The organism is Massilia horti (assembly GCF_004614195.1).
Classification (GTDB): domain Bacteria; phylum Pseudomonadota; class Gammaproteobacteria; order Burkholderiales; family Burkholderiaceae_D; genus Telluria; species Telluria horti.
In genome coordinates, this window is record NZ_SPUM01000013.1 from 23663 (window position 1) to 38646 (window position 14984).

General features: G+C 66.9%; 11 protein-coding genes and 1 pseudogene. 5 read left to right on the forward strand and 7 right to left on the reverse strand.

Features of this window, described 5'->3' with window-relative positions:
- Positions 1 to 5 precede the first annotated feature (5 nt).
- The 5 genes and pseudogenes from E4O92_RS02385 to E4O92_RS02405 all read left to right on the forward strand — a co-directional run bounded on the left by E4O92_RS02385 (position 6) and on the right by E4O92_RS02405 (position 6332).
- Positions 6 to 995, forward strand: coding sequence for an AAA family ATPase (locus tag E4O92_RS02385; RefSeq protein ID WP_267873776.1), 990 nt, complete (start codon positions 6 to 8; stop codon positions 993 to 995).
- Position 996: 1 nt separating this feature from the next.
- Positions 997 to 1884, forward strand: a complete 888-nt coding sequence (locus E4O92_RS02390) for a DUF58 domain-containing protein (protein ID WP_135188151.1) — start codon at positions 997 to 999, stop codon at positions 1882 to 1884.
- A 71-nt stretch (positions 1885 to 1955) separates the two neighbouring features.
- Positions 1956 to 2864, forward strand: a pseudogene (locus tag E4O92_RS02395) (BatA domain-containing protein); the annotation flags it as partial.
- Complete coding sequence (locus E4O92_RS02400) at positions 2848 to 4815, forward strand: DUF4175 family protein (protein ID WP_135188153.1); 1968 nt, start codon at positions 2848 to 2850, stop codon at positions 4813 to 4815. The pseudogene E4O92_RS02395 and the gene E4O92_RS02400, both read left to right, overlap by 17 nt.
- The gene (locus E4O92_RS02405) at positions 4812 to 6332 is read left to right on the forward strand and encodes a hypothetical protein (protein ID WP_135188154.1); all 1521 of its coding nucleotides are present in this window, start codon (positions 4812 to 4814) and stop codon (positions 6330 to 6332) included. The genes E4O92_RS02400 and E4O92_RS02405 overlap by 4 nt, the downstream gene beginning before the upstream one ends.
- Before the next feature lie 283 nt (positions 6333 to 6615).
- On the opposite strand, the gene E4O92_RS02410 is transcribed toward E4O92_RS02405, so the two are convergent.
- From E4O92_RS02410 to E4O92_RS02440, 7 genes are read right to left on the reverse strand one after another with little or no spacing between them, the layout of a single operon-like run.
- Positions 6616 to 7383, reverse strand: coding sequence for a spermine/spermidine synthase domain-containing protein (locus E4O92_RS02410; RefSeq protein WP_135188155.1), 768 nt, complete (start codon positions 7381 to 7383; stop codon positions 6616 to 6618).
- Between the two features lie 45 nt (positions 7384 to 7428).
- Positions 7429 to 8829: a sensor histidine kinase gene (locus tag E4O92_RS02415; protein ID WP_135188156.1), complete on the reverse strand. Its 1401-nt coding sequence runs from the start codon at positions 8827 to 8829 to the stop codon at positions 7429 to 7431.
- Positions 8826 to 10169, reverse strand: coding sequence for a sigma-54-dependent transcriptional regulator (locus tag E4O92_RS02420; protein ID WP_135188157.1), 1344 nt, complete (start codon positions 10167 to 10169; stop codon positions 8826 to 8828). The genes E4O92_RS02415 and E4O92_RS02420 overlap by 4 nt, the downstream gene beginning before the upstream one ends.
- A gap of 30 nt (positions 10170 to 10199) precedes the next feature.
- On the reverse strand, positions 10200 to 11435 hold the full coding sequence (locus tag E4O92_RS02425) for an ABC transporter permease (protein ID WP_135188158.1): 1236 nt from the start codon (positions 11433 to 11435) through the stop codon (positions 10200 to 10202).
- Positions 11436 to 11445: 10 nt separating this feature from the next.
- Complete coding sequence (locus tag E4O92_RS02430) at positions 11446 to 12759, reverse strand: ABC transporter permease (RefSeq protein WP_135188159.1); 1314 nt, start codon at positions 12757 to 12759, stop codon at positions 11446 to 11448.
- Between the two features lie 10 nt (positions 12760 to 12769).
- Complete coding sequence (locus E4O92_RS02435; protein ID WP_135188160.1) at positions 12770 to 13468, reverse strand: ABC transporter ATP-binding protein; 699 nt, start codon at positions 13466 to 13468, stop codon at positions 12770 to 12772.
- Between the two features lie 32 nt (positions 13469 to 13500).
- Positions 13501 to 14769, reverse strand: a complete 1269-nt coding sequence (locus E4O92_RS02440; protein WP_135188161.1) for an efflux RND transporter periplasmic adaptor subunit — start codon at positions 14767 to 14769, stop codon at positions 13501 to 13503.
- Between the last annotated feature and the right edge of the window lie 215 nt (positions 14770 to 14984).

Consider the following 14984-nt stretch of genomic DNA (forward strand, 5'->3'; position numbering starts at 1 on the left):
ATGACGTGATAGCGTGGAAGGAAACGGAAGTCGCCGACCTGGTGGCGAAGGTGGATGCGCTCAAGGCCAGCATGGCGCAGGTGATCATCGGCCAGAAAAACGTGGTCGAGCTGCTCATCACCTGCCTGCTTGGGGGCGGGCACGCCCTGGTCGAGGGCGTGCCGGGACTGGGCAAGACGCTGCTGGTCAAGTCGCTGGCGCAGGCGACCGACATGCAGTTCCGGCGCGTGCAGTTCACGCCGGACCTGATGCCATCAGATATCGTTGGCACCGAGATCCTGGAGGAAGACCACGCCACCCGCCAGCGTGTTTTCCGCTTCCAGCAGGGGCCGGTGTTCACGCAGGTACTGCTGGCCGACGAGATCAACCGCGCGCCGCCCAAGACCCAGTCGGCGCTGCTGGAGGCGATGCAGGAGCGCGCCGTTACCTTTGCCGGGCAAACCCACAAGCTGCCGCGCCCGTTCTTCGTGCTGGCCACGCAAAACCCGATCGAGCAGGCAGGTACTTATCCGCTGCCCGAAGCGCAGCTCGACCGCTTCCTGCTTCGCATCGACGTCGGCTACCCGAGCGAGGACGAGGAAGTGGCGATGGTTGCGGCAACCACCCACGCAGGTCTCGCGGATGCCAGGGCCGCGATGAGCGTGGAAAGCCTGCTGCGCCTGCAGCAGCTGGTGCGCGACATTGAAATCGGCGAGCGCCTGGTGCGCTACGCTACGCGCCTGGTGCGCGCCACGCGCCCGGGCGAAAGTACCGTCCAGGCGGTAATCAAGCACATCGGCTGGGGCGCCGGTCCGCGTGCCGGGCAGGCGCTGGTGCTCGCGTCCAAGGCGCGCGCGCTGATGCACGGCCGCCTTGCGGTCACGCGCGAGGACATTGGCGCCATGCTGCTGCCGGTGCTGGCGCACCGCGTGCTGCGCAATTTCGAGGCGGAAGCGGACGGCGTCGCCATTGCCGAAATCCTGCAGGCGCTGCAGCGAGAAATCAAGGTCGACTAGATTGGCGCTGGATGGTTCGGCGCTGATCGCGCACACGACTGACCTTGACCTCGTGATCCGCCACGTGCTGGCGGGGCTCGGACATGGCATCCATGTCGGGCGCGAACGTGGCGCAGGTGTCGAGTTCTCGGAATACCGGGCCTACGCCCCCGGCGACGAATGGCGCCGCGTCGACTGGAAGCTGATGGCGCGCGCCGACCGCTACTTCGTGCGCGAGGCCGAGCGTGACAGCCACGTGGCTGTGTGGCTGGTGCTGGACGCGACCGCGTCGATGCAGGAGCCGAGCCGCGCAATCGAAGGACTGGACAAGCTGGCCTATGCGCGTGTGATGCTCGGCTGCGTGGCCGCTATCGCACAGCGCCAGGGCGACGCGTTTGGGCTGGTGGTGCTGACCGACGGACAAGTCCAGTTCACGCCGGCTGCGCGCGGGCCGCGCCAGCAGCAGCGTGTGCTGGCGCAGCTGAACCGCGCAACTGCCGCCGGCGCATTGCCGGATGCGGACACGCTTCGCGCCAGCCTGCATTTCGCACGTTCTCCCGGCGTGGTGTTCGTGGCCAGCGATTTCCTGGACTGGCCATCACCACTGTCCGAAGCGCTGGTGCGCCTGCGCCACATGCGCCATGACGTACGCGCGCTGTGCCTGCAAACGCAAGCTGAATGCGATGCCGATTTCGACACCAGGCCCGCGTATCGCGATCCCGAGCATGGGGCAGGCGTGTTCCGTTTCGGAGCAAGCCTGCGCGATGCCTATCGCCGCAACCGCGAAGACCATTTCGGGCAGGTGACACGGGAGACTCGCAGGCACGACGTGCTGCTGACTGCCGCACGCATCGAGCAGGCGCCCGGTGAAGTGCTGCGCCTGTGGCTGCGGCAGGGAGGGCGCGCATGAACAGCCTGTGGTGGCTGGCGTTGCCGGTATTGGCGTTGCCGGTTCTTTGGCATCGCCAGAAGCGCGAAGAGACCCGCGCCGATCCGCTCGCCACGGCGCGCTTTCTGCCGAAGGCCGAACCGAAGCAGGTGCGCGTGTGGCGCTGGCGCGAGCTGGTCCTGCTGCTGGTGCGTTGCCTGCTGCTCGCCACGGCGATCGCGTGGCTGGCCGATCCGGTTATCGCATGGCGCGGCGACACGGTGGTCGTGGTCGAGGGCGTGGATGCCGCATGGGCGCAGCAGCAGATCGGGCAGGCCGGTTTCGGCAAGGCGGAGCAGCTGACACTGCCGCCTGCCGAGGCATTGAACTGGCTGCACGCACACGAGCGCGAGTGGCGCGATGGCGCGAGGCTGCTGGTTGTGGGCGATGTGCCGATGCCGGCGGCGCAGCCGCGATTCGGTCGCCGTGTCGAACTGCGGACGATGGCCGAACCGTTCGCGAAGACCGAGCATCACGTTGCGATCTTCGGCGAGCATGCTGGGCAGTGGCGGGCGCTGTTTGCTGCGCTCGATGGCCCGCAGCGCTTTGTGATCGACGACGCACCAAACTCCAGGACCGAATTGATCGTGTGGGATCGCACCGAGGCGCCGCCGGCCGGGTTGAAGGCGCCCTTGTGGTGGGTGCTTGATACGACCGCGTTCCCGGAGTTGAAACAGGCGCGGGAAGTGGCGGGCATCCGTTACGCGGACAGCACGCGCGGCAGGCTGTGGACTTCGGCGGCATGGCCGCCGCAAGACGCCGACAGCGCACGTGAACTGTTCGAGACCTGGCAGCATCTGCACTATCCGCCCGTCGCCTACACGGCGCCGCCACAAGTGCTGGGCGTGGCTGGAACAGGCGCGGCCACGCAGTCCGCCGGGGCGCTGCGCGACAAGATGATGCTTGCGCTGGTCGCCTTGTTTGCGCTGGAAAGGATACTGACCCATGCACGCCGCCGCTGACCTTTCCAAGCGCGTCGAACGCGCGGCGCTGCTGCGGCGCGTGCCATCGTGGATCGCGGGTGTCCTGCCCTGGTGCGCGCTGCTTTGCGCGCCCGGCATAGTGGGCTGGGTGGCATGGAGCGCATGGGACGCGGCACGCCTGCGCAAGCGCATCAAGGCCGAGTGGATGCGCTGGCTCGACGATGCGGTGCCCGAACTGGAGGACAGCACGGCGCTGCTGGTGCAGGCCGACACGCCGCTCGCACGGCTGCAGCAGCAACGGTTGCTGACACGGCTTGCAGGCGTCGTTACGTCGCTTGAACTGAAACGAATCTCCCGCCAGCGCGTAAGCGGCGGGTACGCAGCAGTGCTGATCAGCGTGGCCGCGGCGGGGCTGACCTGGGGCTGGGGGGGCTTGAAGCCGACCGTACCAAGTCAGGTGGAAAAAGCGACCGCCGGCGCGGCCGTATCGCCAAGATCCGAGCTGCTGGTTCGCATCACGCCGCCAAAGTACACCGGGGTCGAACCAATCGAGTCCGCTCCTCGCGATTTGCAGGCGCCGGAGGCCAGCGTGGTCGAATGGTGCCTGAAGAATCCGGCTGCCGTGGACGAATCGGTCGAGCTCTCCGACGGCCAGGTCCTTAAACCCGGACGCGAATGCGCACGCTGGAGCGCAACCGAATCGGTCTTCTGGCGCTGGAATGGCGCGCGCTACACCTTGCGGGTGACTCCTGACCAGCCGCCGCAGGTGATCGTGTCGGAACCGGCGGAAATGGTCCATGAGCTCGCGCCGGACGCAAAGAGCGCGGCGATGGCGATCGAAGTGCGAGACGACTACCAGGTCGCGCGCGCAACGCTGCACCTGACGCTGGCTCGCGGCAGTGGCGAGAACATCCGGTTTTCGGACCGCGAAATGCCGCTGCCGGCATCGAACGATCCGCGCGTGCGGCGCTGGTCCAAACAGTGGACGCTGGCCGACCTGGGTATGGAGCCCGGCGACGAGCTGTACTTCTTCGTGCGCGCAACCGACAACGCGCAGCGCGAGCACACCGTGCAGTCGCCGACCTATACGTTGCGGCTGCCGGCGCCCGCAGCGGCCGAGGAGGAGGCCAGCTCCGCTCTGCCGACGCTGGTCAAGCCCGAGAGCCTGCGCAGCCAGCGCCAGATCATCATCGATACCGAGCAGCTGGTCGCGGACATCAAGGCGCGCAAGCCCAACGCCGCAACCGTGCGCGAGCGCAGCGAGTCGATCGCGGCCGACCAGGCCACGCTGCGCCGCCGCTACGGCCAGTTCCTGGGCGAGGAATCGACGCTGTTCGGCGGCGAAGATCACGACGACGACCACGGCGGCGGCAAACAGGACGTGCTGCACCAGTTCGGCCACGCACACGACCAGGCTGAAAATGCGACCCTGTTCGACGAAGCGACCAAGAAGGTGCTGCGCCGCGCGCTGGCCGCGATGTGGGATGCCGAAAAGGCGCTGCGCGCGATTACGCCAGCGACCGCGCTGCCGCCGGAGTATAAGGCGCTCGATGCGATCAAGGAGCTGCAGCAGGCGGACCGTATCTACCTGCACAAGACCGCGTTCACGCCGCCGGCGATCAAGGAGGAAAAGCGCCTCTCCGGCGACGTGGTGGGCGCCGCCAGCTACAAGCGCGAGCAGGGCGCGGCCGCCGAAACGATTCCCTCGCAGGTGCGCGAACTCGTGCAGGCGCTGTCCGCGGATGGGCCGTTGCCCGCGCTGTGGACACGCACCGCGCACGATTGGGTGCGCGAGCATATCGCCAGCGAAGAGCAGCGCTTGGGGGCGCAGCGCGCAATCCAGGACGTGGCCGACGGCTGTGTGCCGTGCCGCGCAACCCTGCGCGCATGGCTGCGCGGCGCGGTCCCGCAGGCGCCGGCGCTGCTGCAACCAAAGCCGGTGGCCGAGACGCCGTTCACCCGGGCGTGGCGTAGTGGAGGCAAAAAATGATGATTGTGGCGGCGCTGGTCGGCGCGGCAAGCGCCCTGCTGTACCTGCGCAGGCGGAACTGGATCTGCGCTGGGTTGGCTATCGTGGCCGCGGCCGCGCTGGCGCTGGCGGCCGGGCGCTTTACGTTGCCGGGCGAAGTCGGTGCCACCTTGACGATCGATCCGGCCAATCCTCCCGTTGCGCTGGACGGGGTGCGCGCATTGGCGCTGTCTGGCGACGGACTGCGCGAGGCCGAATGGCAGGACTTGCCGGCGCGGCCGCTGGCGTGGACGAAGCCGGCGACAAGCGTGATCCGCCTGGAGTTTCCTCGTCAGCTCGCGCTCGGCCGCGTGTTCAGGCTTACCGTGCACCGGAGCGGCAGCGAGCCGGGCCGGCTGCAGCTGCTTGCCGAGAATGGACAGGCGCTGGCCGAAGCGCGTGGGGAGGGCGATCTCACCGTGGAGTGGCTGCCGCCGCTGGCCGAACCGCTGGTGCTGCAGGCACGCCTGTTCGATGGCAGTGGCAAATTGGTGGCGCAGGGGCCGGTTCCGGTCAGCGTGCGCGACGCGCGGGCGCTGCAGGTGCAGGGGCGCTTGAGCGCGCCGTCGTTCGACTTGCGGATACTGGACGAGCTGCTGGCCGACAGCAATGCGCTGATCGATTGGCAGGTCACGCTGGGCAAAACGGTGACGCGCAGCGAAACCGCGCGCTCGCAGATGACGCCGAACCTGCTGGTGATCGATGCGGCCTGGTTCGAACGCGCCTCCGCATCGGCACGCACCGCCCTGCTGGATCAGGTGGCGCAGGGCACGCCACTGCTGGTCCTGGCCGGGAACGCGAATGACGCGGCGCTCTGGTCGCGCACGCTGGGGCTCGACCTCAAGCCGCAGCCTGCCGACAAGCAGGTCGGATCAAGCATTGTGCTCACGGGCGCCCATCTTGCGCCCGTGTCGAACAACGCCGGCGAGTGGACCGGGACTGAGGGCGTGCTGTGGACGCGCGCATGGAAAAATGGCCGCATCGGCTGGCTGGCCGCAGCCGATTGGCACCGTTATGCGATCAGTGAACCGCAGGCGCTGTCGTTGTGGTGGCAGGGTGTGCTCGACCGCCTTGGCGTACAGGACCAGGTGGACGTGGTTTGGCTCGATCCTCTTGAGATGCCCCTGCCCGGCCAGCGGCTGGAGGTTTGCGCGCAGGGCGTACGCGGGGAGGTGACCTTCCCCGAGCTAGGGCAGACGCTCGCGTGGCAGCGCCGTCCGGACAAGGCGGATGCGGCGTGCGTCGCGGTGTGGCCGCAGAAGGCCGGTTGGCTCAGGATGCAGGCGCAAGGGACCAAGCCCGCGCTTGGCGAGGTGTATGTGTTCGCGCGCGAGGATTGGCCGATGTGGCAGGCGGCACAGCGCCGCGATGCGACCGCGCGCTATGCGGCGCGCACGCCAGTGCCTGGTGACGTCCAGCGTGCGCCACTGTCGGGGTGGCCGTTCGTGCTGCTGTTTGGAGTGGCGATGCTGGCGTTGTGGTGGCGCGAAAGGCGCTGAGCCGAGGCGCACCCTTTAATCTACTACGGCTACGGGCTTCAGAAGAGGCGTAGGGTGCGCACCTGTGCGCACGCGGTTCGCGAACGTAGCGCAGGGAAGCGGCAGCCGCAAGTCAGTAAGCCGTGACCGCGTGCGCACAGGTGCGCACCCTACGCCTGTGCCGAAGCCCGTAGCCGCAGCACATTGTAGGGGGCGCGGGGCCGCCGAGGACCCGTGCGCACGCGGTTCGCGAACGCAGCATAGTGAAGCGGCGGCCGCAAGTCAGCATGCGGTGACCCGGTGGCTAGCCCATCCGGTCGCGCATCCACTCCTTCAGCCCATTGACCCAGTTCTTGGCGGGCATGTTGAAACGCCGCTTGATCTCGCCCGCGCGCTGGTACAGCACCGAAAAGTCGATCTGCGGCGCTTTTTTGAACGCGATGACGACAATGTTCGCATCGTGTACTTCAGGCAGCCACACGACCGCGTCGAATACCTGCTCCATCGCCTGCAGGTTCTTGTCGTAGTTGCTGAAGTCGCCGAACACGTTGGTGGTCATGATGCCGTTTTCGGTCAGGCAGTCGAAGCAGCCCTGGTAGAACTCGGGGGTGTCGAGCACCGGGCCGCGCGCCTCTTCGTCGTACAGGTCCACCTGCAGCACGTCCACCTTGTTGCGGTTGGCCGGGTCGAGCACAAAGTCCAGCGCGTTCATTTCGCGCACCTTGAGCCGCTCGTCGTCGTCCGGCAGGCCGAACAGGGCACGGCAGATCGCGATCACGTTCGGGTTCAGCTCCACGGCGGTCACGCGTGCGTCCGGGAAGCGCAGGTAGCAGAACTTGGTCAGCGCGGCGCTGCCCAGGCCAAGCTGCACGATGTGCTTGGGCGCGTCCTGGAACAGCATCCACATCATCATCATCTGCACATAATCGAGCTCGATCACATCCGGGCGCGACAGGCGCATCGCACCCTGGACCCAGGTGGTGCCAAGGTGCAGGAAGCGGACGCCTTCGAATTCGGTGATCGTGGCGGGGGGATGGCCCGGCTGGGCGAAGCGGGAATCTGGAGAAGGCATGGTGCGTGAATCAGCGTCAAGAGCCGATCTTACCAGACTGTGAGCTTATGCCTGATTGAGCGGCTGGGTAACTGGCAGGATCAGCGTGACCGCCAGACCGCCACCTTCGCGGTTGGCCAGCGTGATGCGCCCGCCGTGCGCTTCGGCGATCTCGCGCGCGAGCGCCAGGCCCAGCCCGGTGCCGCTGCGCTTGGTGGAGTAGAACGGCACCAGCGCGTTGGTGAGCACCGCCTCGCTCATGCCATGGCCGCGGTCGAGCACGTCGATACGGATCGCGTCCTGCGTGCGGCGGATGTGCAGTTCCACGCGTTCCGGCTTGCCGCCCGATTCGTGCGCGTTCTTGAGCAGGTTCAGGAGCGCCTGTTCCATCTGCGCCGGGTCGAATTGCGCCGGTTCGGCGGGCAGCGCGTCGCCTGCCCGGAACTGCACCTGGGATGCGAGGCGCTTGACGAACGCGTCCCAACTGCACGTTTCGATCCGGGGCGTCGGCAGCTTGGCAAAGCGCGCGTAGCCCAAAATGAAGCTCTCCAGATGGCGCGTGCGCTCGCCGATCGTCTCCAGGATTTGCGGCAGGCGTTCGGTCTGCCCGCGCCGCACCAGCTCCGCGCCGGAATGCGCCAGCGAGGCCAGCGGCGCCAGCGAGTTGTTCAGTTCATGGCTGATCACCCGGATCACTTTTTTCCAGGTCTGCACTTCCTGGCGCCGCAGCTCGACGGTCAGGTGGCGCAGCAGCAGGAGCTCGTGCTTGCGCCCGTTCAGGCTGAAGCTGCTGCGGGCCAGGTGATACACCTCTTCGTCCTCGCCCTCGCCGGCGGTGAACAGCCCGTCGCCGCCGCGGCCGAGCGCTTCGGACAAGGCGGGCGCCGCCTGTTCGAGCAGGTCGCGCAGCTGGCGCCCTTCCAGCTTGCGGCCATCGGCCAGGAGCTGGCGCGCGGCCGCGTTGGCGTAGACGATGGTGCCGCGGCTCGCGGCAAAGTCGGCCACCAGCAGCATGGCCACAGGCGTGTTCTGCACCATGGTGTCGAGCAGCAGCTCGCGCTGCACCAGGTCCAGGCGCTGCTCGCGCAGCACGTTGCCCAAGTCATTGTGGGCCGCGATCAGGTCGGACAGTTCGTCGTTCTGCTGCCAGTGCAGGCTGAACGAGAAGTCGCCGTCGCGATAGCTGGTAACGGTGCCTTCGAGCGCGCGGAACAGCGACAGGATCGGCTGGATTTGCGAGCGGATCGTGATGATCGCGATCGGCACCACGCACACCAGGCAGATCGCGAATACTGCCCATGGCTGGTTGGGCAGCAGGTGCTCCAGCCAGATCGCGATCAGGATGCCCACCGCGAGCAGCGTGGCGATCAGCGCCGACCAGCGGGTGACCAGCGAAAGGCGCAAGCCTTGCGGGCGCTTGGCTTTGGGCCGTAAGCCCTTGCTGGCAGGCGCGTCGGGGGCGTTCATGCGGCGCGCGCGATGCCCAGCCGCTCCATGCGCCGGTAAAGGGCCTGGCGCGAGAGGCCCAGTTCAGCGGCGGCCTGCGCCACCACGCCGCCGGCGCGTGTCAGTGCCTGGACGATCGTGTCGCGATCCGGTTCGGCTTCCATGGCAATGGGGCTCGCGTGCACCGGCACGGGCAGGCCGAGGTCTTGGGCCTTGATCTCGTTCCCCTCGGCCAGCAGGCTGGCGCGCGCCATCACGTTCTTCAGTTCGCGCACGTTGCCCGGCCAGGCATGCGCCAGCAGCGCCGCCTCGGCGAGCCGGTGCAGCGTCTTGCCCCTGGCGAGAAAGCTGGTGGCCAGCGGCAGGATGTCGCCCGGCCTGCTTGCCAGCGGCGGCAAACGCAGTTCGATCACGTTCAGGCGGTAGAACAGGTCTTCGCGGAAGGTGCCGGCCCGGATCATCGCCTGCAGGTCGGCGTTAGTGGCGCTGATCACGCGTACCTTGACCTGGCGCTCGCGGTTCGAGCCGAGGCGCTCGAAGCGCCCGGTTTCCAGCACCCGCAAGAGCTTCATCTGGCCCGCCAGCGGCAGGTTGCCGATCTCGTCGAGGAACAGGGTGCCGCCATCTGCCGCTTCGAACTTGCCTTCGCGCGCCTTGGACGCGCCGGTGTAGGCGCCGGCGTCGGCGCCGAACAGTTCGGCCTCGATCAGCTCGGAGGGCAGGGCGCCGCAGTTGAGCACGACGAACGGGCCGCTTGCCACCTGCGAATTGGCCTGGATGATTTCGGCGATGCGCTCCTTGCCGGTGCCGTTCGGGCCGGTGATCAGCACCGGCACGTCCGAGCGCGCCACCTGGCAGGCCAGCGACAGCACGCGCTCGGTGGCCGGATCGGCCCAGACCAGGCCGCGCAAATCGAAGTTCTGTTCGAGCTCGCGGCGCGCGCGCCGTTCGCGCTGCAGGCGCTGGCCCAGCGCGCGGTTGGCCTGGCCCAGCTCGATCAAATTGGTGACGGTGGCCAGCAGGCGTGAGTCGTTCCATGGCTTGGCCAGGTAGTCCGCCGCGCCGGCCTTGACCAGGTCGACGGCGGCGTCCAGGTGGGTCCAGGCGGTAAGCAGGATCACCGGCAGGTCCGGGTGGCGCTTGCGGATCTCGCGAAACAGCGCCACGCCTTCCTCGCCCGACGTGGTGTCGGCGGTGAAGTTCATGTCCTGGATGACCAGGTCGACCGGCTCGCGCGCCAGCACAGCCAGGCCCTCGTCGGGCGAGGCGGCGCGCAACGCCGCGATATCGTGCAGCGAGAACAGGACCTCGAGCGCGATGGCGACGGCGGCGTTATCGTCGATGATCAGTACGGTAGGCATGTGCGCTAGCATACCATTGCCGGTTTGGTATCAGGCAGTGCGGGTGGCCATGGCCGGCGAGATCGACGCCGCGCGCCATGCTGGACCATAGACCGCGAATACGCCCAGCAGCCAGAACAGGCCCGCGCCAAACCCCAGGTAGCCCAGCGGCAGGCGCGCCATCTCGAGCTTGGACACCAGCAGCTGGTTCAGCCCGATGGCAAGCAGCACGCCGGAGAACACGCCCGTACTGGTGATGAGGAAGTTCTCGGTGATGAAGTAGCGCAGGATGTCCACGCGCCGTGCGCCCAGCGCCCGGCGCACGCCGATCTGCTTGCGGCGCTGGGTGACCCACAGGCTGGCCATGCCGACGATGCCGCTCGCGGTGATCAAGAGCAGCAGGGAGGACACCGTGATCAGCATCCACGCCATTGCATTGTCGCTGCGGTAGCAGTCCTTGCGCTCGTCGGTCATCGAGGTCTTTTCGATCACCTTGGGCACCGGCGAGGATTTGCGCACCGCTTCCTCGGCGTCGCGCATCACGCGCTCGATCTGGCCCGGTTCGGCGCGCACGGCATACGTTCCGAAATTCGAACCGCTGGCCAGGCGTACCGGCATGATCGCCGAGTATTCGACGTCATCGCTCACCTGCGCGAACGGCGTCTGCAGCCGTTCGACCACGCCGACGACGCGGATCGGTCGCGCGTCTTCGCCCAGGCCCACGTAGATGGTCTTGCCGACCGCGGACTGGCCCGGGGACATCTTCTCGGCCATCTTGCTGGTGATGATCGCCAGCTTCGGAAACTCGTCGCTGGTGCGCGTGTCGATGTCAGCGTATTCGTCCGGCGTGAAGTCGCGGCCCTCCACGAGCTTCAATCCCCAGGTCTTGAGCAGCGCACCGGGCGTGAAGTACATTGCGGCCAGTGTCGTGATCTGGCTCTGCTTGCGGTCGACCGACCAGCCGCTGTTGCTGCCGCTGTGGGTCATGGGCACCTGGTTGACCTGGGCTGCGGCCACCACGCCGGGCACCGCGCGCAGGGCCGCCAACTCGCGTTCGCGTGTTGCCACCTCGTCTTCAAAGCCAGCCTGGGCCAGGTCCTGCACCTGCATGTAGAACACCGACTGCTCGTCGGCGATGCCGGAAGGGCGCGCGGCCGTGGCCTGGCGCACGTTCACGATGTGCAGCGCGTTGGCCAGGATCGCCAGGCTGAGCGCGACCTGGATCGCGACCAGGATCGGACCGGTCTTGTTGCGCATGAGCGCGGAAAGGATGGGACGGATTTCCATGTTCGCTTCCTTATTGGGATTTGAGTTGCAGCGCCGGCGTGACCTGGCAGGCGCGCCAGGTGGGCAACAGGCCCGCCAGCACGGCCGCGGTGACCGACAGCACGAAGGTGAACGCCAGCATCGGCAGGTCCATGTGCGCCAGGTGCTTCATCGAGTCGCCCGACATCGCGATCAGGGCCAGCGCGCCGAAAGCCAGCAGCAGGCCAAGCACGCCGCCGGCCAGTCCCACCACGCCGCTCTCGATCAGGAACTGGTTGAAGATCTCGCGGCGCGAGGCGCCCAGCGCGCGGCGCACACCGACCTCCGAGGCCCGCACCGAGAATTTGGCCAGCAGCAGACCGATCGTATTCACCAGGCACAGCGCCAGGAAGCCGAGCGCAAGCCAAACGCGCAGCCGGCTGTCGTTGCCGGTCACCTTTTGGTAGTCGAGCCATTCCATCACGTTGTACAGCTCGGGCGGGACGTTGCGTTTCATGCGGCCGAGGCGCCGCTGCTCGCTCACGTAGCTGTCGAGGTAGTTCTTGACGTCGTTGCGCTGCGCGCTCGATGTGGTCTCGAACCAGAACTGCAGCCAGGTGCATTCGGATTCGAGCCTGCCCTGGAAGCCCGGCTTCTCGACGCGCTTGTTGCAGCTCATGCTGCCATTGTGGTCGTACTCGTGGCGGATGGCCGAGGACAACGGGATGAAATAGTCTTCCTCATTGCCGTACTGGCCGTTACCGGCGATCACGTGGTAGTAGCGCGGCAGCGGCTTCCAATGCTCGGCCACGCCGACCACCTTGTACATGAACCCGTTCATGCGCACCATTTTGCCGACCGGGTTGGCGCTGCCGAACAGGCGCTCGGACAGCCCGGCCGAGAGCACAACCACGTCGGCCCCGGCCTTGTCCTCGAGTTCGCCCCACGGCTGGCCAAAGCGGAACGGGACCTCGAACATCGCGAAGAAGTCGTGGGTCGGGGCCAGGCCCTGGGTGTTGAAGGCGCCCAGGTCATGGCGTTCCGGCTCGATCGACAGGCCGACACCATACATGGCAGTGCGGCGCTCGCCGACCTTTGCCTTGAGCATGTTCATCGCGTCCATATAGGTGGACTGGGAGGGCGGCTTGCTGCCGGGGTTGTAGCCTTCCAGCTGGCCGTTGTCGATCACGGGCACGAACAGCTGCTCGCTCTTGTGGGGAATCGGGTTCCCGGACATCATGTGCAGGATGGTCAGCGTGGACATGGATGCCGCCACGCCGATGGCCAGCGTGAGCACCATCAGCGCGGTGAGCGCCGGATTGCGGCGCAGGCTGCGCACGCCGAGCTTGAAGTAGTAGCCGAACATGGGCAGCTCCTTACGACGCGACGACCAGGGTCGGCGCCGAACGCACCAGGTCCGACACCTGGCCGTCGATGATGTGCACATTGCGCTGGGTGCGCAGCGCCAGTTCCGGATCGTGCGTGACCATGATGATGGTGGTGCCCTGGGCGTTGATTTCCTCCAGCAGCTCCATCACGCCGCGCGCCATCTGGGTGTCGAGGTTACCGGTCGGTTCGTCGGCCAGCAGCAGCCTGGGCGAACCGGCCAGCGCGCGCGCGATCGCCACGCGCTGCTGCTGGCCGCCCGACAGCTCCGCCGGGAAGTGCTTCATGCGCGAAGCCAGGCCGACTTTCGCCAGTGCGTCCTCGATGCGCTCCTTGCGCTCCTTGGCGTTGAAGCCGCGGTAGCGCAGCGGCACGTCGACGTTGTCGAACAGGTTCAGGTCGGGGATCAGGTTAAAGCCCTGGAAGATGAAGCCGAGCTTTTCGTTGCGCAGGCGCGAGCGGGCGCTGTCGTCCATGCCTTTCACGTTCACGCCGTCCAGCACGTATTCGCCGTCGTCGAAGGTCTCGAGCAGGCCGGCGATGTTCAGGAAGCTGGTCTTGCCCGAGCCGGACGGGCCGGTCACGGTGACGAATTCGCCTTGATTGACCTCGATCTCGAAGCCGCGCAGCGCGTGCGTCTCGATCATGTGGGTTCGGTACACCTTGGAGAGGTTTTTCATGCGCAGCATGGGATGTCCTTTCATTTGATGGAGACGCTTTCTTAGTTGTTAATCGAAACGCGCTGGGCGTTCTGGAAGGTGTCGGTGCCGGAGATGACGATCTTGTCGCCCGGTTTTGCGCCGGACAGGATTTCAACCGAAGAGATCGAGGTGGCGCCGATCTGCACGGGGCTCCTCACCGCCACGCCGTCCTTGACGAGGTAGGCGAAGCGTCCGCCCTCGCTTTCGACGAACGGTCCGCGCTGGACCATCACCACGTTCGGCTTTTCCTCGATCAGCAGGCGCGCGGTCACGCGCTGGCTCTGGCGCAGACCCTTCGGCTGCGCGCCGTCGAAGCGCACGCGCGCCAGCACCTGGTTTTTCACCACTTCGGGCGAGAGCGCGGACAGCTTGCCGGTGGCCACGCCCGACGGCAGCGCGATCTCGGCGGTCATGCCCAGGCCCATGTCGGCCACGTAGGTTTCGGGGACTTCGAGTTCGACCTCGAGCTTGGACAGGTCGACCAGCGTCATCAGGGCCGTGTTGGCCGCGACCACCATCCGGTTCTGGACGTTGAGCGTGCCGATGAAGCCGTCGACCGGCGCGCGCACGGTCAGTTCGTCGACGCGGCGCTGGGCCTCGGCCAGCGACAGGCGCTGGCGTTCCAGTTCATTGACCTTGGTCTTGAGGGCGAGCGTGACGTCGTCGCCTTCGAGCGCGGCGGCCTGCGCGGCGTGCTTGGCGCGGATCTCGGCCGACTGCAGCGCGTCCTTGGCGCGCTGGAAGTCGATCTTGGCGATGATGCCCTCGTTGGCCACGCCCTGGTAACGCTCCAGCGTGCGCTGCGCGGACAGGCGATCGATCTCGGCGGTGTCCGCCTCCTTTTGCGCGGTCAGCTTCTGCTTCCTGGCCAGGATCTGCTGGCGCGCGACTTCCGCCTTGAGCTGCTCGTAGCTCGACTGCTCGCGCTTCAAGGCATCGGCAAGGTCGGGCGACTCCAGCACCGCCAGCACCTGGTCTTTCTTGACCGTGTCGCCGGCCGCCACCTTCAGGTTGACGGTGGCCGGCGCGGTGGAATACAGGGTAGGACTGACGGCGGCGACCACGCGGCCGTTGACCGAGGCGTCACGCACCAGCGTGCCGCGCCCGACTTCGGCGATGCGCAGGCGGGCGGCATTGACCGAATGCTCGCTGCTGCGCCAGGCCGACAGCAGCATCGCGCTGACGACGACGATGGTGGTCACGCCACCGATCCACAGCGCGCGGCGTTTGAACGTGTGGCCACGTGGTGGGGCGATGACGGCGTCTTGGTGTGAGGTGTCGCGGATCATGTTTTCAATGCAGTTGTGTTGTTGGACACAGCTGTATTTGCACGATCCGTGCCAGGTCTAAGTCATTGATTTTCAAGGAGCGGACACGTGTCCGGTGGTGTCCGCGTATGCATGTACGGACGTCCGGGATGCCCGGTGCCCGTACGCATGTCGTAGGGTGTGTAAGAGCAAAGTTGTAATGTCCGGTTCTAGCAAAGTAGAAATGTCCGCTTTCT

Excerpts from the sequence above, each read along its gene's own strand:
- E4O92_RS02400 (WP_135188153.1), top strand. The coding sequence starts at position 2,848 with ATGCACGCCGCCGCTGACCTTTCCAAGCGCGTCGAACGCGCGGCGCTG.
- E4O92_RS02405 (WP_135188154.1), top strand. The coding sequence starts at position 4,812 with ATGATGATTGTGGCGGCGCTGGTCGGCGCGGCAAGCGCCCTGCTGTAC.
- E4O92_RS02410 (WP_135188155.1), bottom strand. The coding sequence starts at position 7,383 with ATGCCTTCTCCAGATTCCCGCTTCGCCCAGCCGGGCCATCCCCCCGCC.
- E4O92_RS02415 (WP_135188156.1), bottom strand. The coding sequence starts at position 8,829 with ATGAACGCCCCCGACGCGCCTGCCAGCAAGGGCTTACGGCCCAAAGCC.
- E4O92_RS02420 (WP_135188157.1), bottom strand. The coding sequence starts at position 10,169 with ATGCCTACCGTACTGATCATCGACGATAACGCCGCCGTCGCCATCGCG.
- E4O92_RS02425 (WP_135188158.1), bottom strand. The coding sequence starts at position 11,435 with ATGGAAATCCGTCCCATCCTTTCCGCGCTCATGCGCAACAAGACCGGT.
- E4O92_RS02430 (WP_135188159.1), bottom strand. The coding sequence starts at position 12,759 with ATGTTCGGCTACTACTTCAAGCTCGGCGTGCGCAGCCTGCGCCGCAAT.
- E4O92_RS02435 (WP_135188160.1), bottom strand. The coding sequence starts at position 13,468 with ATGCTGCGCATGAAAAACCTCTCCAAGGTGTACCGAACCCACATGATC.
- E4O92_RS02440 (WP_135188161.1), bottom strand. The coding sequence starts at position 14,769 with ATGATCCGCGACACCTCACACCAAGACGCCGTCATCGCCCCACCACGT.